The following is a 19,985-nucleotide window of genomic DNA, read 5'->3' as shown; positions in this document are numbered from 1 at the left end:
TTGAATGATGTCAGAGTGGAGGGAACATGGAGAGCGGGGATCTAAGAATATTCCAGTGTGTCGCACAGGAAGGCAATCTGACCAAAGCTGCGTCTAAACTGGGGTATGTTCAATCCAACGTAACGGCACGCATCAGGCATCTGGAAGCAGAAGTGGGTACAACGCTGTTCATTCGTCATAACCGAGGCATGACGTTATCTCCAGCCGGTGAGATGCTGCTGACCTATGCGGACAAAATTATTGGTTTGCTGAATGAGGCTTCCAAGGCGCTTCGATCGACGAGTACACCATCCGGGCCGTTGCGAATAGGATCTACACAGACTGCTGCAGCGGTTCGTTTACCTGAGCTTTTTGCAAAATACTATAGACAGTATCCCGATGTGTCCTTGTCACTGGCTACGGGCAATTCGCAGATGCTTATTGATCAAGTCATTGGGTATGAATTAGAAGGAGCGTTTATTGGCTGTGCCTGTGATCATCCTGATATCGAGTCTATCAATGTATTTGATGAAGAGCTCTATGTGGTATCATCTGGTATGGGGCCGGAAGAAGAGCTTACCCGTAAACCGATCCTTGTCTACAGCATGGGATGCTCTTACCGACAAACGTTAGAGGAGTGGTTGCACTTAAGTGGGGTAAATCGTCCGGTGATTATGGAGTTTGGAACTCTGGAAGCGATTATTAGTGGAGTAACGTCCGGAATGGGGATTTCTCTGTTACCGGAGATTGTGATTCGGCAGCAAATCGAAAGTGGAAATCTTCGCAAACATTCGCTCCCTTCTGGCATAAGTCGAATGATGACTCGTTTTATTACACGAAAGGATGCGTTTGTCAGCAGTGCACTTGGTGCATTTATGGCTATGTTACCGCGGGAGTATGATATGATAGAGAGTGGAGAACCATCAGAAGTGTAATTGTAATCAAGCCAAGGCAATCCGTTAAGGAAGTGATGAGCAATGGATTTATTTTCGTTTCAACAAGACTCAAAACCACAAGCCAGATTGCTCGCGGACCGCATGCGGCCAGAGCATCTGGATGAATATATTGGACAGGAACATATTATTGGACCGGGAAAATTGCTCCGGCGTGCCATTGAGGCTGACCAGATTTCGTCGATCTTGTTATACGGCCCTCCGGGATGCGGCAAGACAACCCTGGCACATATTATCTCTCAGCAAACACAAGGGCAATTTGTTCGCCTGAATGCAGTGGAAGCTTCCGTCAAGGATGTGCGTGAGGTCATTGAGCAGGCGCAAACGAACAAACAGCTGTATGGAACCAAAACCATTCTGTTCCTCGACGAGGTACATCGGTTTAACAGTTCACGTCAGGATGCGCTATTGCCAGCGGTAGAGAAGGGCACGATTATTTTTATCGGCGCGACAACAGAGAATCCTTTTCATTATGTCAATGGAGCCTTGATGAGTCGTTCCACCCTGTTCCAGCTGGAATCACTGAACAAGGAGCATTCTCTTATTGCAATGCGCAGAGCATTGAGTGATGCGGACAAAGGTTTGGGGTTCATGGAACTACAGGCGGACGATGAGGCGCTTGAACATATTGCTACGATGGCCAACGGGGATATTCGGCGTGCGCTTAACGCACTTGAACTGGCTGCCTTGACAACGCCACCGGAGAAGGATGGATCCATTCATATTACGCTTGGTGTAGCAGAAGAGTCTATTAGGCGCCCCATTGTGAAGGCAGATGAATCCACCCAGTATGATGTACTGTCTGCATTTCACAAGAGTATTCGGGGTTCCAGTGATGCGGCGTTGTTCTGGTTTCTATACGCGGTGGAGAAGCTCGGCATGGACCCGATGACCTTCATTCGGCGCTTGATCGCAGCGAGCAGTGAAGACATTGGACTTGCGAACCCGCAAGCCATGACACAGGCCATTGGAGCGCTTGATGCGTATCGGAATAACGGCTGGCCCGAAGCCAAGCTGAACATTGCACAAGCGATTCTGTTCGCGGTCGAAAGTCCAAAATCCAATGCGGTGTACACCGCCATTTCCAAAGCCATGAACGCGATTGATGAGGTGAAATCGGCAGAAGTTCCGCTTCACTTACGAGATACGCATTACTCAGGTGCCGTGAAGCTTGGACATGAGGGCTATCAATATCCACACAACTATCCGGGACATTACGTGAAACAAGAATATTTGCCAAAGCAGCTCTCACGGAGAGTATTTTATGAGGCCACGGAGCAAGGTAATGAATCGAAGATCAGGTTGAACCAACAGCGGCGTAGGGATTTGTAAGATCAGTCAGATCACTCGGGAGATGCACATAACATGAAAGAGCTTTTGTATATAGGAGTAGGTGGATTTCTCGGTACATTGACCCGATATGCCATACAGTTAGGGATACCAGCTGCTCATGTGGGTTTTCCTTGGGCAGTGCTGCTAATCAATGCGATTGGCAGCCTTTTTTTGGGTTGGTTCTTTACCATAGCTGTTCCAGGCAAAATAACACCACAACTCCGACTTGCGATTGGTACAGGTTTTACTGGCGCATTTACGACATTCTCCACGTTTACACTGGATATTGTTCGTTTATCCGAGGGTGGCGAATGGGTCAAAGCTGCGATTTATATGATTGTAAGTCTATTGGCAGGGTTGTTGCTCTGTGCGCTGGGAATGAGCCTTGGACAGCGTATGTTGGGAGCACAAAGACAAGAGGGTGATGTCTCATGATCTTGTGGATTGGGTTTGCAGGTGTGCTGGGTGCGGTATTGCGTTACAGTTTGGGAAAATGGGTCTCTGGCTTGCTGGGGACGGCTTTTCCATGGGGAACATGGATCATCAATATCAGTGGTTCACTGCTGCTTGGGTTGTTATATGGTTGGCACCAATCACAGATGATATCAGATGGAATCTGGCTGATATGGGGAACCGGCTTTTGCGGTGCGTACACTACATTCTCCACCTTTGGCTATGAAACGTTAGGACTTATGGGTAGACAACGATACGCTAGAGCGGCGCTCTACGTCGGTAGTTCGGTTGTAGTTGGGGTGTTGGCCGCTTGGGCAGGAGTCTGGTTGACTGCATAACGAACTATTTTTAATTTTTTTGCAAAGAAAAGCAGGAAAAAAGCCATCCTTCATGGTATACATGAAAGACGGCTTTTTTAATGGGGATACACGGTATTGTGTATAATCCGCATTGTAATGGACAAGCTCTATTATTGCATCGCGGGTACAGGTACTTTTTGCACCTGATCGATCGTACCCCCACCCAGGCAGACCTCTCCGTCATAGAAAACAACGGCTTGTCCTGGCGTAATGGCTTTTTGCTGTTGGTCAAATTGTACATCCACACTTCCATCTTCCTGCCAGGTCAGTGTCACACCTTGATCCGGCTGACGATAGCGGAATTTGGCAGTACAACGGAATGGCACATTAGGCATGTGCTCTGCACCAGCAATCCAGTTCACACCTGTTGCGGTTAGACCCGTGGAGTACAGGCTTGCATGGGCATCGCCCTGAACAACAAGCAATTGATTTTTGTCCAGATTCTTGTCAGCAACGAACCAGGGTTCACCATTGCCGGAACCGCCAATGCCAAGACCTTGGCGCTGTCCAAGTGTGTAGTACATCAGACCGTCATGACGGCCTTTGACTTCACTAGTCGCGATATCAACCATGTCTCCGCCTTTGGCAGGCAGATAGTTACTCAGGAACTCTTTGAAATTGCGCTCGCCGATGAAGCATACACCTGTACTGTCTTTTTTCTTCGCGGTATACAAGCCAGCCGCTTCTGCGATTTTGCGTACTTCCGGTTTGGGCAGGTGACCAATCGGGAACATGGCTTTGGACAGCTGGTTCTGATTGAGTGCATTAAGGAAATACGTCTGGTCCTTATTGTTATCCACACCACGCAGCAACTTTAACGTGCCATCTTCTTCAATCAGGCGAGCATAGTGTCCTGTAGCTACATAATCTGCGCCGAGATCCAGAGCTTTGTTCAGGAATTCACCAAATTTGATCTCACGATTACACATGACATCCGGATTTGGCGTGCGGCCCGACTTATATTCATCAAGGAAATAGGTAAATACTTTATCAAAATATTCTTTCTCGAAGTTGACAGTGTAATAAGGAATACCGATCTGTTCACATACTCGGCGTACGTCCTCTGAATCTTCTTCAGCGGTACAGTGGCCGAACTCGTCGGTGTCATCCCAGTTTTTCATGAAAATGCCGATGACATCGTAACCTTGCTCTTTCAGCAGCAGCGCGGTAACGGAAGAATCGACACCTCCGGACATGCCAACGACGACCCGTGTATTTTCAATAGTTTTGGACATCGTTATCACCATTTCTATATATAAATGTGTTTCGCTTCTTATTCTAGCATAACCGGACTCAAGATACGATACACCCGGCCAATTTTGGATAGTGTCCACCACAGACGCACATTTTGGAATATCGTCAATCTTTCTTTTCCATAAAGCATGCAGATATGTTAACATTAGCTGAGGGTTATGATCGGAATACGGAGGATTAGAAGGTTTATGCTAATCTCAATGCATCTCCGCTGTGGACAGATCGTGGAACAGACGGTCATGGACTACAGGATAAAATATAAAGTTTCCAATCGTTTCTGAAAATTGAAAGAGGTGACTCCTTTGAAAATATCGACAAAAGGCCGTTACGGCCTCACAATCATGATGGAGCTGGCTGCCAGAACAGGCGAAGGCCCTACATCACTTAAAAGCATTGCCGAGCGCAACCAGCTCTCGGAACATTACCTGGAGCAATTGATCGCTCCACTGCGTAATGCAGGACTGGTGAAGAGCATTCGAGGTGCTTACGGCGGTTATATCCTTGCAGGTGATCCTGCAACCGTGACTGCAGGCGACGTGATCCGTGTATTGGAAGGACCCATTTCCCCAGTAGACTTCACGGAGGAAGATGATCCGGCGAAGCGTGATCTATGGTTGCGTATTCGTGACGGGATTGCGGAAGTGTTGGATTCCACAACACTGAAAGACCTGATTACATTCCAGGATCAAGAGAAAAAAGATAGCTACATGTTTTATATTTAAGATCATTCATTCGCATCACAGAAGACACAATAAAGCCCCCAACTTGGGGGCTTTAGACATGCCAATGGGTACTTTGTTCTTCATTTTTTCTACAGATTAATTTAATTGAGTAGGGACTATGTATTCAAAGCCGTAGATTTACAAGTTAGTCAAGTTGGAGCCTAACTGTCTATCTTGTGAATCAGCGACTTTTTAAGGTTTCTATATCAGCTTCCATGCGTAACTGACGGCGATTCAAAATATCAATGCTGTGCTGATGGGTATTCAATTCGGTAGTTACTTTGCGTTCAGAGGCGGATTGGGAAGCGTCAAGACGTTTCGTAACTGTCAATGTTTCCAGAACAGCTTGTTGAAGAAGCGGAATGTTTTTAGTTTGTTCCTCAATGGCATTAAGTCTGTCATCGACAGTGTCTAGTCTGCTCTCTACGGCACCGAGCCTCTCTTCCATAGCATCAAGCCGGTGGTCTATTTTTCCAAGATGTCCATCAATGCTGTCGAATCGTTTGTCCATTTGTTGAAGCTGATTCAGAATCTGCCCGAGAATGGGATCACTCATGTCTCTCTCTCCTTTTTGAAATGGATATATAACATTATACACGAAGATGTGACAATAGAGCATCCGTTTCAGTTTCCAATTTTGACAGTTCGCCATGAGATAGAAATTTAACATATAACGGGGTGAAGATAAATGAAACGAATTTATTTGGATCACGCCGCATCGACACCTATGCATCCACAAGTCGCAGAAGCGATGATGAACGTCATGACAGGACAATTTGGCAATGCATCAAGTATCCATGCCTTTGGGCGTGAAGCCAAACGGACCGTCAGCGGAGCAAGGGATGTCATTGCGGCGTCTTTGGGCTGTTTCCCGGACGAATTGGTATTCACCGGAGGTGGCACGGAGAGCGACAATCTGGCAATCTTTGGAGCAGTCTCAACAAGACAAGATAAGGGGAAACACGTTATTACGACCGCAATTGAGCACCATGCTGTCTTGCATACGTGTCAGGAATTGGAGCGGCAAGGTTATGAAGTAACCTATCTATCTGTGGATCGTCATGGACGAATAAATCTGGATGAGCTGCAAGAGGCCATTCGACCGGATACGGTGCTGATTACCATGATGTATGCGAATAACGAAGTGGGCACTATTCAACCTATTCGTGCGGTGGGTGAGCTTGCCCGCAAGCATGACATTCTGTTCCATACGGATGCGGTTCAGGCTCTGGGAAGCCAGAATATTTCCTGTAAGGATCTTCCTGTGGATCTGATCAGCTTCTCAGCGCATAAAATCAATGGACCTCAGGGCGTGGGTGCACTCTATGTACGGCGAGGAATTGTGCTGGAAGCAAGAGCACACGGTGGGCTGCAAGAGCGTCAACGACGCGCAGGTACTGAAAATATTGCAGGTATTGCTGGATTTGCAGAGGCCCTCAAGATTGCATCAGCACAAGCGGAGGCGCATCGTCAGCATGATTTGGAATTACGGAAGCTTTTGTTAGAACAGCTTGAGATTCATGTGGGGACGGAGCACTTTCATGTGAATGGGCACCAAGAGCATACGTTGCCAAACATTCTGAATATCAGCTTTCCGGAAGTGTCCACTGAGACGATGTTGATGAATCTGGATATGGAAGGAATCGCAGTGGCAAGCGGATCTGCCTGCACTTCCGGTTCGCTTGAAGTATCTCACGTGCTCAAAGCGATGGATCTGCCTGAGACTTTTTTACACTCTGCGATTCGATTTAGCTGGGGATTGGGTAATACTACGGAAGAAATCATGATAACCGCCGAAAAAATTGGAACCATTCTTGGGCGACTGCGTAATAGACCCTAAGGGGAACTTTACACATGGAACAGAAGGAGGGAAGAAGTTCCATTTCATCGGTTGGATAGAAGCGGTTTTGATGATCGGCGCCTGATTGCCACTCATCAACTTTGGGCATACCTACCAATAGCGCCGCGCCTATTTAATGATAAGAAGATGAGGGGGACCCAGCGATGAAGCTTCAGGAAATGATCGGACTTGCCGTTTTTGATGTTGAGGACGGGAAGCAGGTCGGCAAAATCCAGGATTTCATTGTGAATGATGATTGGGAGATCGAAGGCATTGAGCTTGAGAACAAAGGTCTGTTTACCAATCATGTCAAAATCGTGCAGTGGCAAGATATCGTTGCCTACGGCGAAGATGCCGTCATGATCCGTAATCAACAGGCTGTCCGCAAGACGGGAGCCGACGACATAAAATACACGTACCTCCTCGGTCGGTCTAAATTGAAGGAGATGTCCGTGCTCACCGAAGAAGGTTTGCTGCTTGGGCGTGTCTCCGATGTTTATTTTGACCAAGAGTTGGGAAATACAATAATAGGGATTGAAATTACGGACGGTTTTGTGTCCGATCTGATCGAGGGCCGTAAATGGCTGCCATGTACAAGCGATATGTCCATCGGGGAAAGTGCCATTATGGTGCCGTCTCTGAGTGAACAACGCTTGGAAAATGCCATTCATTCTGTTAATGGATAGGTGAATGAATATGAAATGTCCAAACTGTAGTTCCAAAGATATCGGGAAAATTGGTTCCCACCAGTTTTATTGCTGGGGATGCTTTATTGAATTAACGGTGAACGGTGAGAAAATGTCTGTATATCAGGTGGAAGAAGACGGTACGCTGAGCTCCCTGGATGATTTGTTCTTCGGGGACGAGCTGCCACAAGACTTCCCTCATCTTCACGCTTCTTCTTAAAAAGCAGGATAACTTCCTCTATATGCGGTTTCATGACAATGTCTGTCATGGGATGCTGTCGTTACTTGTAGGCAGATGTATATAGATGCGGTTACATAATGGTTCAGATGGGGCATGGTTGATTATATGCTCCCCTGGACTGCAAGATGCGCTTCCTTCTCTGATGAAGGAGGCGTTTTTTGGTTCAGAAAAAAATGTGAGATTCCGTTTCCACTTCTGCGCTGTGTTAATAAATATTACCTTTCCTACATATACTGACTCTCAGAGCCAGTCCAAAAGGAGAGATACAAGTGGAGCAATTAACCAAAAACAAGTTTTTCCGTTACGCGATCTGGCTGCTGCTCGGATTGATCATTTTGTATTTTATATGGCTGCTGCGGCCTTTACTGCTTCACATATATGCTTTCCTGAAAACAGTGCTGGCACCTTTTATCGTAGCTCTTATCATATCCTATGTACTCAATCCGATTGTGAGCATGCTGGGAGGACGCAAGGTGCCGCGTACGATTGCAGTACTGCTCATATATGCCTTTTTCCTGACCTGTATCGGTGTCATTCTGATGAATGTCATTCCAGTATTGATTGAACAGCTGGAGGAACTTAACGAGCATATGCCAGAGCTGTCCATGCGCGCCCAGAGCCTGATGAACAATATGGATCACAAATTAATGCCACCAAGTGTGCGAACAGGCATGAACAGCTGGTTCTTTCAGATGGAGGATCGACTAACTCAAGGGATTACTGTGCTAATGGACAATATCGGGGCGACCATCAATGTGTTGTTCAATGTGTTTATCGTGCCTTTCTTGATCTTCTACATGTTAAAAGACTTTGAGGTGTTCGAACGCACCATTGTGGCGTATCTTCCTCGTTCACGTCGCAAAGCGATTGTCTCGGTGATGAAAGAGATCGATACTGCGCTGGGAAACTACATACGAGGACAGTTTATTGTCTGTGTCATTGTTGGTATCTTTGCCTACATAGGTTATATCGTCATTGATATGCCGTATGCGCTGCTGCTTGCGAGCATTGTGGCGGTGTTTAACATTGTACCCTACCTGGGGCCGTTCCTTGGTGCTGCCCCTGCTGTGGTCATGGCATCGACGGTATCGTTTAAAATGGTGCTACTTGTTGTCATTGTGAACACACTGTGCCAGGTGCTGGAAAGCAACGTTATCTCTCCTCAAGTGGTGGGGCGCACGTTGCATCTGCATCCACTGTCGATTATATTCGCACTGCTCGTCGGAGGTGAAATGGCAGGCATTGTAGGTCTTATTCTGGCGGTGCCCGTTTTTGCCGTCCTGAAGGTGATCGTTCAGCACTTTTTCGCCTATTACATCAAACGAAGGACTGACTAAATAGTAGGGTTAGACCTTCAAAGAAGCCGCGTTGACACCCGCTTATGCTACCGATATAATGAGTGTGTATGTTTAGAACATGAAATCGATGATGAAATAAAGTACGCCGAGGGTTCCTTTCCTCAGAGAATAGACTTCTTCAGATCAGGGTGAGCCTGAACTGATGGCTGGAAGAGTCTTGAAAGATGAAGCGGCGGAAAGCTAATTTCGGAGTGCAGGACAACCCTGCCGGGCGCGACCGTTATTTCGCATGAACGAGGAGATTGTTTGTTTGTCCGTGCAGCAAGGGATGAACAGCAATAACCAGGGTGGTACCGCGATAACATCGTCCCTGATTATTCAGGGGCGTTTTTTGTGTTTATTTTTACGAAAAAAATGTTGACCAACCGGAGCGAATACGCAACGGACTATTATAATTTAATGGGGGCATCCAGTATGAAAGCCAGTGAAATCCGGTCCAAATGGATAGAGTTTTTTGCAAGTAAAGGTCACAAAATCGAGCCGAGCGCATCGCTCGTACCTCACAACGATCCTTCTCTTCTGTGGATCAATGCGGGTATGGCACCGCTCAAACCTTATTTTGACGGACGTGAGAAGCCGGAGAACCCGCGCCTAGCGAACTCTCAAAAGTGTATCCGTACCAATGATATCGAGAATGTTGGTAAAACGCGTCGTCACCATACGTTCTTCGAAATGCTGGGCAATTTCTCCATTGGAGATTACTTTAAGGAAGAGACGGTTACCTGGGCATGGGAGTTCCTGACGAGCAAAGAGTGGATCGGTTTTGATCCGGAGCGTTTGTCCGTAACGGTATATCCGGAAGATGAAGAGGCATTCAAACTGTGGAACGAAAAAGTGGGACTGCCTGCGGAGCGTATCATCAAATTGGATGAAAACTTCTGGGATATCGGCGAAGGTCCATGTGGACCTTGTACCGAGATTTTCTATGACCGCGGCGAAGCTTACGGAAACGACATGAGTGATCCTGAAATGTATCCAGGTGGGGAAAACGAACGTTATCTGGAAGTGTGGAACCTGGTATTCTCCCAGTTCAACCATAACAAAGATGGTAGCTACACACCGCTTCCTAATAAAAATATTGATACAGGTGCTGGTTTGGAGCGTTTTGCTTCCATTCTGCAAAATGTGGATTCCAACTTCGACACAGACCTGTTCCAACCGATGATTCAGAGAACAGCCGCTCTTGCGGGTGTGAAATATAACGACAGCGTAGAGATTGATGTTGCACTGAAAGTCATTGCCGATCATATTCGTACCGTTGCCTTTGCAGTAGGTGATGGCGTTCTGCCAAGTAATGAAGGACGTGGATATGTCATCCGTCGTTTGCTTCGCCGTGCAGTTCGTTATGGTAAAGTACTTGGACTCGATCGTCCATTCCTGTATGAACTGACCACAACCGTTGGTGAAGTGATGGGCATGTACTACCCTGAGGTAGTGGACAAACAGGAGTTCATCGCCAAAGTGATCAAAACCGAGGAAGAGCGTTTCCACGAAACACTCACAGATGGTCTGGCTATTCTGGCTGATATCAGTGGCACTGCCAAATCCGAAGGACGCACCATTATTAGCGGACCTGAAGCTTTCAAACTGTATGATACGTACGGTTTCCCGTTTGACCTGACAGAAGATTATGCCGCAGAGCATGGTCTGACTGTGGATCGTGAAGGTTTTGATGCTTCCATGCAGAAACAACGTGAACTTGGACGTGCTGGGCGTCAAGAGAACGAGAGCATGAAAGTCCAAGGCGGACCACTTGCTGATCTGGAGGTTAAAAGCGAGTTTGTTGGTTATACTGACCTGTTGACGGAAGCAAAAGTGGTAGCCATCGTTGCCGGTGACGCCCTTGTTGACACTGTAGGCGAAGGACAGACTTGCCAGGTTGTTCTGGATAAGACTCCGTTCTACGCGGAAAGTGGCGGTCAAGTGAGTGATCAGGGCTTGCTGCGCGGTGCTAGTGTAACAGCGAAAGTACAAGGCTTGTTCAAAGCTCCGCTTGGACAACATGTACATCTGGTGACAGTGGAGTCCGGTGAACTGCGTGTAGGCGATGTGATCAATGCTCAAGTAGACGCTGCGAAACGCGGCGACATTATCAAAAACCATACGGCAACTCACTTGCTGCACAAAGCGCTCAAAGATGTGCTCGGCACACACGTAAACCAGGCGGGATCGCTCGTAGAGCCACAGCGTCTGCGGTTCGACTTCTCTCACTTCGGCAGCATCACCGCGGAAGAGTTGACAGAGATTGAGCGTCAGGTAAACGAACAGATCTGGAATCGTCTGAACGTGAACATCGAGCTGAAAGCTATTGAAGAAGCTAAAGAAATGGGTGCGATGGCCCTGTTTGGCGAAAAATATGGAGATATTGTGCGTGTCGTTCAAGTTGGAGACTACAGTTTGGAACTTTGTGGCGGCTGTCACGTAAATAATACTTCAGAGATCGGAATCTTTAAACTGGTTAGCGAGAGCGGGATCGGCTCCGGCGTTCGTCGGATCGAAGCTGTAACTGGCCGTGGCGCATATCTGTATGTGGAAAGCCAGTTGGAATTGCTCAAGCAATCAGCAGCGTTGCTCAAAGCAAATGTGGCTGATGTGCCTAAACGGATTGAAGGTCTGAACCTTCAACTGAAAGAAGCAGCTAGAGAGACTGAATCCCTGCAAAGCAAGCTGAGTGCCATGGAAGCAGGTCAACTGACCGATCAAGTGGTACAAGCAGGAAATACACAATTACTCGCAGCACGGGTAGATGCTCCGAACATGGATGCACTTCGCACAGTGGCCGATGAGTTGAAAGTCAAATTGCCTAACGCTGTACTCGTATTGGGTGCCGCAGCCGATGGCAAAGTGAATTTTGTAGTCGCTGTACCTGCTGAACAAGTAAAACAAGGATTACACGCAGGCAAAATCGTCAAAGAAGTCGCAGCAGTATGCGGCGGTGGCGGTGGTGGACGTCCAGATATGGCGCAAGCCGGAGGTAAGGATGCTACCAAGCTGGATGAAGCGCTGAAACTGGCGGTTTCGCTGGTTAGCGGGCATAATGCATAGATCGAACGAGGGGCTTTCAAAGGCCAAAATATAGTTCGAAAGGTTCTGTTCGTTTATACGAAGGTTGGATCGGGATACTTCTTCCCGCCCAACTTTTGTACCCGAGAGCGTGTGGAATCGAATGATGCATTATGCTGAAGCCAGTAAAGGACAAGCAAAAAACACAATTGCCTTATCCTTTGTTTACTTGTGGCAGTCAGAATATGTTATTATATAAACAGAAATCAATTCGGCAGGACATGGTCCCCATGTTCATGCAGGAGCGAGGTGTCATCAATGGACTCCATGGATAAGACGGTTAAATTTAATGTGAAAGGTGACGAACAGGAAGCATCATCCAAAGAGATTCTTCTCACGGTATATGATGCATTGGTCGATAAGGAGTATAATCCGATCAACCAAATTGTTGGGTATCTGATTTCCGGAGACCCGGCATACATTCCTCGTCACAACAACGCACGTAGTCTGGTCCGTAAAAAGGAGCGCGATGAGCTGATTGAAGAGCTTGTACGTTCCTATCTGGCCAATCACCGGTAATGTACGCCGCTTCCGCTGTGTTGCAGCCATGCAGGCAGCGGGAAATGAACCGACAGAAGACAGCCTGAAGCTTGAGAAGGCGATTATTAGTAATCGACCTGAGCAGGCCCCAGGATGGGAGAGCATGGATGAAAATATTAGGTTTGGACTATGGGGACCGAAGAATCGGAGTTGCCGCGAGTGACGCCTTCGGTTGGACTGCCCAGGGATTGGAAGTGCTAGAACGCCGCCGTGATGAAGGCGAGTTCGCTCGGATTGCCGAACTTGTGCGTGAGCATGAGATTAGTGAGATCGTAGTCGGACTTCCCAAAAACATGAACGGCACCGTAGGACCGCGCGGTGAGATATGTATTGCTTTTGCCGAACGCCTGCGGGATGAACTGAATTTACCTGTTCACCTTTGGGATGAACGGCTGACAACCATGGCAGCAGAACGTACGCTGATTGAAGCGGATGTCAGTCGGAAAAAACGCAAGCAGGTTGTGGACAAAATGGCCGCAAGCTTGATTTTGCAAAATTATTTGGATGCCAATAGTAGAAGGTGAGGGGGATCAACAATGGCTGAAGATCAACTGGGTATGGAAGAAGAAGCGGAAATTATTTACATTGCGGATGACGAGGGTAATGAAGAGGAATTTGAAGTCATCATGAAGTTTGAAGTAGATGGTTCGGAGGCCAAGTACATGATGGTTGCTCCGGTTGAACCTGAAGATGGCGAAACGGATGTATATGCATTCCGTTATGAAGAAGAGGGCGACGATATTAAACTTTTCGTCATCCAAGATGATGCCGAGTGGGATATCGTCGAGGAGACGTTTAATACATTTCTTGCTGAAGATGAAGAGGAAGCGAACTAAATGACGGAATATAGCCGCAAAGACCTGAAATGGACAGATTCACTGCGTCTGGCATTCGGTGCTCATGTTGAGCTCGAAGAAGAGAACGGTAAATCACAACCGTATGACTTGTTGGCTGAGTTCGAAGTCGGCGGTCAGCAATACGCGGTGCTCCGCAGTTCGTTGCGACCTTATGACGAGGTTGAACTTCTGCGGGTATCGCCTGGAAGTGAAGACCAGATCATGCCGGAGTTAGTTACGATTGACGATGATGATGAGTGGGAGAACATCTCGGAACTGTATGATGAATGTACACTCCCCATTGACGAAGATTAATCAGCTTCAAATTGAAGAAACCGGGAGGGCGGAGAAGTCCGCTCTTTTTGGTTGTGTAAAGGAGTTGTTTCTTTTTTGAAAGGGAAAGCAATAGTAGTCATACTGCTTATCATTGTAGTTCTTGCCGGAGGCGCAGGTGGATACGTATGGAGTATGATGCGTCCTGTGGAAGCTTCTACAGAACCGGTCGTATTCGAGATTAAGAGCGGATCGGGAACTTCGAAAATCGCGGATCAGCTTCAAGAAGAAGGGCTCATTCGAAGCGGGTTAACCTTCAAAGGGTATTTGAAGTGGAAAAAACTAGGTTCTAATTTCATGGCGGGTACATATTCTATGAATCCTGGCGTGACATATGACGAGATTGTTAGCAAGCTGAGTAGTGGTGAAGTTGTACCAGAAGAAATGGTGAAGTTTACAATTCCGGAGGGTTATACCGTGCTGCAAATGGCGGGTAAGCTTTCTTATGAGCATGTTCTTGATCGGGATGAATTCATCAAGCTGGCCAATGATCCTTCGGCCTTCGATGTGGATTTCGTCAAAGATATTCCAGTGGATGAAGAACTTCGGTATGTACTGGAAGGATATCTGTTCCCGGAGACATATGAGCTGAAAAAGGGAAGTTCCACGCAGGATGTGATGCAACGGATGCTGGAAGAATTCCAGACGAAGATCAATTCCATTCCTGATCTGGAAGCCAAGCTCCAGGAAAAGAACCTTTCTCTGCATGAGCTGCTGACGATTGCGTCACTGGTGGAGAAAGAAGTTGTCGTGGATGAGGAACGTGCTTTGGTTGCAGGTGTGATCTACAATCGCATCAATCAGGATATGAAGCTGGAGATCGATGCTACCGTGCAATATCTGCTCGACAGGCCGAAGGAGCGATTGTTTTTCAAGGATCTGAAGGTGCAAAGTCCCTACAATACGTATCTGAACAAAGGCTTGCCACCAGGTCCAATTGCCAGTCCAAGTCTTCCATCCATCGAGGCAGCGCTAAATCCGGAAGCTTCGGAGTATCTGTTCTATGTGACGAAAAAGGATGGTTCGTCCGGACATTTGTTTGCCAAAACGTATAAGGAACATCAGCAAAATATAGCCAAAAGTAAGGCTGCGCAATAAGCGGAGGGGATTATATGAGTAAGAAACATGAACTGCTCGTTACAGCAGCGAATGTGAAAGAGGCAGAAGTGTTGCTTCAGGCTGGAGCAGATGCTTTGGTTATCGGAGATGATCGATTCGGCATGCGTCTCCCAGGTAGCTTCAGTGTGGAAGAGACAGCAGAGGTGGTTGCCATTGCAGCCAAACATCAGGCGCGTGTGTATGTATCCATGACTAATCTGATGTCCAACGAGCTGCTGAAAGAATTGCCTGAATATGTTCAGGCTTTGGATAAAATCGGTGTGGATGGTGTGGAGTTTAATGATCCATCTGTGCTGGCTACCATGAAGGAATACGCGCCACATGTCAAGCTGCACTGGAATGCAGAGATGACTTCAACGAACTATGCGACGGCCAACTATTGGGGAACCAAGGGAGCTAGTCGTGTTGTGCTTGCCCGTGAGTTGAATATGGACGAGCTGACGGAAATGGTTCCTTTTTTGAAGGTGGAAGCTCAGGTCCAGGTGCATGGTATGACGAATATTTATCATTCCAAGCGCAGTCTGGTGCAAAGTTATATGGCTCATCAAGGACGGCCGGTTGAGGGACATCTGGGTAAAGAACGGGGATTGTTCCTGATTGAGGCTGAACGCCGCGATGAGAAATTCCCGATCTATGAGGACATGAACGGCACGCACATTATGAGCTCCGAGGATATATGTATCCTCGAAGATCTTCATCTGTTGATGGAGGCGGGTGTGCACAGTTTCAAAGTTGAAGGCATGTTAAAATCGCTTGCTTACAATGAAGCTGTTGTACGTGCGTATCGGGCAGCGATTGACAGTTATGTAGCCGATGCCGATGCATATGCGTTCTCTGAAGATTGGCTCGCTGAGGTGCGGCAATTACAGGACCCTGAACGTGAATTGTCATTTGGATTTTTCTATAAAGAACAAGTGTATTAATAGACGAGGTGAACAGAATGGAAACAGTGGCGGTACAGCGGAAGTTCTCGGGTAAACGTAACCGTCTGGACAAACCGGAGCTGCTAGCTCCGGCGGGTAATCTGGAAAAACTGAAATTTGCGATCCATTACGGTGCAGATGCCGTATATATCGGTGGACAGGCCTATGGACTGCGTTCCAACGCGGATAACTTTAGCTTTGAAGAGATGCGTGAAGGTGTGGAGTTTGCGAAAAAGTATGGAGCCAAAGTGTTCGTAGCGACAAACATCTATGCACATAATGAGGATGTTGAGGGTATCGAAACGTACCTGCAAAACCTCTATAATGCGGGAATCTCTGCGATCATCGTAGCCGATCCGGCTATCATTGAAGTAGCCCTTCGTGCTGTGCCGGGTCTTGAGGTACATCTGAGTACTCAACAATCCACACTTAACTGGCAAGCCGTGAAGTTCTGGAAAGATGAAGGACTCCCGCGTGTTGTTCTCGGACGTGAGACCAGTTTCGAAGAGATTGAAGAAATCAAAGCGAATGTGGATATTGAAATTGAAGCCTTTATTCACGGGGCGATGTGTTCATCGTATTCCGGACGCTGTGTGCTCTCCAATCACTTTACGGATCGGGACTCCAACCGGGGGGGCTGTTGCCAGTCTTGCCGCTGGAAGTATGATCTGTTCGAGGATGCGAGAGAAGATACAGTGTGGGTCAGCGAAGAGGACATGCAGATGCAGACACCTGCGCCGTTCAAACTGGGTGAGAACCAACTTCCCCTCTTCCAGGAACAGGACAATTCATTCTCCATGGGATCGAAGGATCTGTGCATGATTGGTCATATCCCCGAGTTGATTGATGTGGGTGTGGACAGTTTCAAGATCGAAGGACGCATGAAATCAATTCACTATGTGGCGACCGTAGTTAACGTATACCGTCAAGCGATTGATGCTTATATGGCTGACCCGGAAAATTATGTTCTGAAGCCTGAATGGGTTGAAGAAATGAACAAAGCAGCGAACCGTCCGCTCAATACCGGATTTTTCTATGATACACCAGATCATGAAGACCATATCTATGAACCGGAAGAAAAGGCCGTACCTTTTGACTTCGCTGGATTGGTCATGGGGTATGATGCTGAAACGGGAATGGCAACCATTCAACAGCGCAATCACTTCAAACCGGGACAGGAAATTGAATTTTTCGGTCCGGGAGGTCACTTTTTCAAACAGGTGGTCGGTGAAATACAGGACGAGGAAGGCAATGTTCTCGATGCTGCTCGTCACCCGTTGCAACTGATTAAAATGAAGGTAGATCAGCCGGTTTCGTACTTCGATATGATGAGAAAAAAGAAGTAGGCTCAAATACCTACAATGTGTCAATATTGTATTATAATTTAACAAAATAGTGTTATGAAATTTACATTTGGGACCTCCGTTTATCGGCATATGGGGGTCTTTTTTTTATAGAAAAATAGGAATAAAGTTGTAAAATATTTCTGGGATGTGAAAGGGGAAAGAAGAAAGCTGTCGAATACTACATATTTATAGGGGAGAGAAAGAAAAATCCAACAAGTAAATTACTGGCAGGTGAATGGGATTGGTTCAAAAGAAGCAGAAAGACAGTGGGGAACAAGTGACAAAAGCCGAGCAGGTTAAGCCTGAGAAGGTTCAGAAAGTGAAGAAAGAAAAAGTAGTCAAAAGCAAAACGACAGGTAGTGGCAAAAGATTGTTCAAGATTGATCGTAGTAAACTCAAGTTGGGCTGGATCAAGACCGATTGGGTGAAGAAACAATTAAAAAACCGGGATTGGAAAAATCTTGGGGGGTCTTCTTTCAAACAGATTAGGAAGGCGAATCCGGTTAAATCCGTAGGGGTTAAACTGTTCTTGATCTTCTTTGCGGGGATTATGATTTTTGTAGTGAGTTTGGGTCTATTATCCTATTCGAAAGCCAAGGGTACCATAGAGACGAATGCATCACGTGCCAATCAGGAGACGATTGATCAAACCAAACAAAAAATGGACATCATTTTGGAGAGATTTGTGGATACATCCACACAGATTTTCTTTGATCCGGAAATGCAGTCCTTGCTACAAAAAATGTCAGATCAAAATCTGACTGCGTATGATACATTCATAAACTCAAGTTCAATCAACAAGCAACTGTCCAATGTTGCATTTACAAATAAATCTATGGAAGCGATTTATTTGGTACCTACGGACGATACAAAATCCATTATGGGTACAGGTAGCAACAGTTCATCCATGGGCAGCATTCGCCAGGAAGCATGGTACAGTGAGTTGATTGAGGCGGGCGGTTACCGCTGGCTTCCAACAGAGGTCAAGGAGGATGGCTCAACCCCAACGTTTAAAATTGCACGTTCGATGAAGAACCTGCAGGGAACAACCCAGTCGTATGTTTTGGTGATTGAACTGAAACTGGAGGTTCTGGAAGAACAATTGAAATCGCTTGATCTAGGACCAGGAGCTGTTCTGCAATTGATCGCTCCGGATAATAAAGTGGTTGCATCCTCCATCCCGGATCGTACGGGACAAGATACAGAGCTTGCATTTGTTAAAGATTTGACCGAACCAGCAGGTAGCACGAATACGGAGTATACGGTGGATGACAAACCTACTGAAATGCTGGCTGTATACAGCACGATGGAGACATCCAATTGGAAATTGGTTGGTATGATACCTACCTCTGTTTTGGTTCAGGATGCAAAAGGTATTCTGACTCTTACACTGTGGATGGCGCTGATTGATGCGGGTATTGCAGTGTTGATCGGGATATGGATGGTACGCATGATCGCTCGTCCACTTGGCAAATTGAAAGATCTGATGCAGGAAGGTGCGAAAGGTAATCTTAAAGTTCGTACCCCATATAGTTCCAAAGATGAAATTGGCCAGCTCTCATCCGCATTTAATCTGATGATGGAGCAGATTACGAAGCTGGTTGAACAAACCAATCGTTCTGCACAGGAAGTACTGGATACCGCATCCGAGCTAAGCAGTGCATCCAAGAAAACGGCTGTGTCTGCTTCTGAGATCGCTGTAGCTACAGAAGAAATTGCAGGTGGTGCTGGCAGTCTGGCAACGGAAGCGGAACGTGGCAATGAATTGACGGATAATATCTCTCGTCAGATGGAGAGCGTGATCGCTGCCAACGAACAGATGGGCGATTCTGCTCGTCATGTAGAGAAATCCAGTCATACCGGCTCACAACATCTGAATCAGTTGATGACCAAAACCCAGAAGACAGAAGAAATGATTGGTGCACTGGTGAATAAGGTTGATTCGCTGAAAGAGAGTACGTCTTCTGTTCTGAAAGTGCTTGAAGTGCTGCAAAACATAACAAAACAGACGAATATCCTTTCCCTGAATGCAACCATTGAAGCAGCACGTGCCGGTGCAGCCGGACGCGGATTCATGGTGGTGGCGGATGAGGTTCGTCAGCTGGCGGCTCAATCCAGACAATCCATTGAGATGGTTGGAGAGATCACAGACAAAATCATGACCGAAATGAATGAGACAGTAGATGCTTTGTCTGCAGCCTATCCGTTATTCAAGGAACAGATGGATGCGGTTAAAGATACCAACGTCATCTTCGCTTCCGTACAGGAACAGATGGGTGCATTTGTAGAACGTTTGGGCATGGTGACAGGTTCTATTGGAGATTTGAACAAATCTCAAAGTACGTTGTCTGAAGCGATGAGTAATGTCAGCGCCGTAGCTGAAGAATCTTCTGCAACGTCTCAAGAAGTAGCTTCCTTGAGCAGTGAACAGCAAAATATCAGTAACCAGCTGGTCAATCTGTCTGGCAAACTGGAGAACGTGTCCACTGAACTGAAAGAAACATTGTCACGCTTTACGGTGTAACAAGCTAAGGTTGAAATGAGGAGAACCTGTCCCGCACATGGGACAGGTTTTCTTTATGTTTACCGGATAATTCCAAGCCTTATCAGCAATAATATGTCAAAACGATAAAAGGTGAGATTGGGAT

The 19,985-nt window shown here is 46.8% G+C and carries 20 protein-coding genes; 18 read left to right on the top strand and 2 right to left on the bottom strand.

Going from position 1 to position 19,985, the window contains the following annotated elements; translation table 11 throughout:
- Nucleotides 1-26 precede the first annotated feature (26 nt).
- The 4 genes from MKX75_RS22595 to crcB (MKX75_RS22580) are packed head-to-tail and all read left to right on the top strand — an operon-like array spanning nucleotide 27 to nucleotide 3,055.
- Complete coding sequence (locus tag MKX75_RS22595) at nucleotides 27-914, top strand: LysR family transcriptional regulator (RefSeq protein WP_339166929.1); 888 nt, start codon at nucleotides 27-29, stop codon at nucleotides 912-914.
- Between the two features lie 42 nt (nucleotides 915-956).
- Nucleotides 957-2,264: a replication-associated recombination protein A gene (locus tag MKX75_RS22590; protein WP_076333637.1), complete on the top strand. Its 1,308-nt coding sequence runs from the start codon at nucleotides 957-959 to the stop codon at nucleotides 2,262-2,264.
- A gap of 33 nt (nucleotides 2,265-2,297) precedes the next feature.
- The gene (crcB, locus tag MKX75_RS22585) at nucleotides 2,298-2,699 is read left to right on the top strand and encodes a fluoride efflux transporter CrcB (RefSeq protein ID WP_339166926.1); all 402 of its coding nucleotides are present in this window, start codon (nucleotides 2,298-2,300) and stop codon (nucleotides 2,697-2,699) included.
- Entirely contained in the window at nucleotides 2,696-3,055 is a 360-nt protein-coding gene (crcB, locus tag MKX75_RS22580; RefSeq protein ID WP_339166925.1) for a fluoride efflux transporter CrcB, read from the top strand. Before crcB (MKX75_RS22585) ends, crcB (MKX75_RS22580) begins: the two co-directional genes overlap by 4 nt.
- A 131-nt stretch (nucleotides 3,056-3,186) precedes the next feature.
- Here crcB (MKX75_RS22580) and mnmA read toward each other — a convergent pair whose 3' ends face one another.
- Nucleotides 3,187-4,311, bottom strand: a complete 1,125-nt coding sequence (gene mnmA, locus MKX75_RS22575) for a tRNA 2-thiouridine(34) synthase MnmA (RefSeq protein WP_339166924.1) — start codon at nucleotides 4,309-4,311, stop codon at nucleotides 3,187-3,189.
- A 321-nt stretch (nucleotides 4,312-4,632) separates the two neighbouring features.
- On the opposite strand from mnmA, the gene MKX75_RS22570 reads away from it, so the two are divergent.
- Entirely contained in the window at nucleotides 4,633-5,052 is a 420-nt protein-coding gene (locus MKX75_RS22570; protein WP_062835876.1) for an Rrf2 family transcriptional regulator, read from the top strand.
- A 181-nt stretch (nucleotides 5,053-5,233) separates the two neighbouring features.
- Here the strand turns inward: MKX75_RS22570 and MKX75_RS22565 are convergent, their stop codons facing one another.
- Entirely contained in the window at nucleotides 5,234-5,608 is a 375-nt protein-coding gene (locus MKX75_RS22565; protein ID WP_339166922.1) for a hypothetical protein, read from the bottom strand.
- Nucleotides 5,609-5,740: 132 nt separating this feature from the next.
- Here MKX75_RS22565 and MKX75_RS22560 point away from each other — a divergent pair, with 132 nt between their 5' ends.
- The 13 genes from MKX75_RS22560 to MKX75_RS22500 all read left to right on the top strand — a co-directional run bounded on the left by MKX75_RS22560 (nucleotide 5,741) and on the right by MKX75_RS22500 (nucleotide 19,861).
- Nucleotides 5,741-6,892, top strand: coding sequence for a cysteine desulfurase family protein (locus tag MKX75_RS22560; protein WP_339166920.1), 1,152 nt, complete (start codon nucleotides 5,741-5,743; stop codon nucleotides 6,890-6,892).
- A gap of 164 nt (nucleotides 6,893-7,056) precedes the next feature.
- Nucleotides 7,057-7,578 carry a PRC-barrel domain-containing protein gene (locus MKX75_RS22555; RefSeq protein ID WP_017686814.1) on the top strand — a complete coding sequence of 174 codons (522 nt, stop codon included), beginning with the start codon at nucleotides 7,057-7,059 and terminating at the stop codon, nucleotides 7,576-7,578.
- A 10-nt stretch (nucleotides 7,579-7,588) separates the two neighbouring features.
- Complete coding sequence (locus MKX75_RS22550; protein WP_017686815.1) at nucleotides 7,589-7,798, top strand: hypothetical protein; 210 nt, start codon at nucleotides 7,589-7,591, stop codon at nucleotides 7,796-7,798.
- Between the two features lie 290 nt (nucleotides 7,799-8,088).
- Nucleotides 8,089-9,156 (top strand): AI-2E family transporter, encoded by a 1,068-nt coding sequence (locus tag MKX75_RS22545; RefSeq protein ID WP_339166917.1) that lies wholly within the window; start codon nucleotides 8,089-8,091, stop codon nucleotides 9,154-9,156.
- Between the two features lie 435 nt (nucleotides 9,157-9,591).
- Nucleotides 9,592-12,222 carry an alanine--tRNA ligase gene (gene alaS, locus MKX75_RS22540; protein ID WP_339166915.1) on the top strand — a complete coding sequence of 877 codons (2,631 nt, stop codon included), beginning with the start codon at nucleotides 9,592-9,594 and terminating at the stop codon, nucleotides 12,220-12,222.
- Between the two features lie 276 nt (nucleotides 12,223-12,498).
- Complete coding sequence (locus MKX75_RS22535; RefSeq protein ID WP_036616950.1) at nucleotides 12,499-12,759, top strand: IreB family regulatory phosphoprotein; 261 nt, start codon at nucleotides 12,499-12,501, stop codon at nucleotides 12,757-12,759.
- Between the two features lie 128 nt (nucleotides 12,760-12,887).
- Complete coding sequence (ruvX, locus tag MKX75_RS22530) at nucleotides 12,888-13,304, top strand: Holliday junction resolvase RuvX (RefSeq protein ID WP_062835871.1); 417 nt, start codon at nucleotides 12,888-12,890, stop codon at nucleotides 13,302-13,304.
- A 12-nt stretch (nucleotides 13,305-13,316) separates the two neighbouring features.
- A complete protein-coding gene (locus tag MKX75_RS22525; protein WP_017686820.1) occupies nucleotides 13,317-13,616 on the top strand; it encodes a DUF1292 domain-containing protein in 300 nt (99 codons plus the stop codon).
- Nucleotides 13,617-13,931, top strand: a complete 315-nt coding sequence (locus tag MKX75_RS22520) for a DUF1292 domain-containing protein (RefSeq protein ID WP_062835870.1) — start codon at nucleotides 13,617-13,619, stop codon at nucleotides 13,929-13,931.
- Between the two features lie 75 nt (nucleotides 13,932-14,006).
- Nucleotides 14,007-15,047 (top strand): endolytic transglycosylase MltG, encoded by a 1,041-nt coding sequence (gene mltG / locus MKX75_RS22515; protein ID WP_339166913.1) that lies wholly within the window; start codon nucleotides 14,007-14,009, stop codon nucleotides 15,045-15,047.
- Between the two features lie 14 nt (nucleotides 15,048-15,061).
- Entirely contained in the window at nucleotides 15,062-15,991 is a 930-nt protein-coding gene (locus MKX75_RS22510) for a peptidase U32 family protein (RefSeq protein ID WP_339166911.1), read from the top strand.
- Nucleotides 15,992-16,008: 17 nt separating this feature from the next.
- A complete protein-coding gene (locus MKX75_RS22505; protein WP_062835868.1) occupies nucleotides 16,009-17,337 on the top strand; it encodes a U32 family peptidase in 1,329 nt (442 codons plus the stop codon).
- A gap of 235 nt (nucleotides 17,338-17,572) precedes the next feature.
- Nucleotides 17,573-19,861 carry a methyl-accepting chemotaxis protein gene (locus MKX75_RS22500; protein WP_076333644.1) on the top strand — a complete coding sequence of 763 codons (2,289 nt, stop codon included), beginning with the start codon at nucleotides 17,573-17,575 and terminating at the stop codon, nucleotides 19,859-19,861.
- Nucleotides 19,862-19,985 lie beyond the last annotated feature (124 nt).

This window comes from Paenibacillus sp. FSL R5-0341 (genome assembly GCF_037975235.1).
Taxonomy (GTDB): domain Bacteria; phylum Bacillota; class Bacilli; order Paenibacillales; family Paenibacillaceae; genus Paenibacillus; species Paenibacillus amylolyticus_A.
This window is presented reverse-complemented; position numbering and strand designations above follow the sequence as displayed.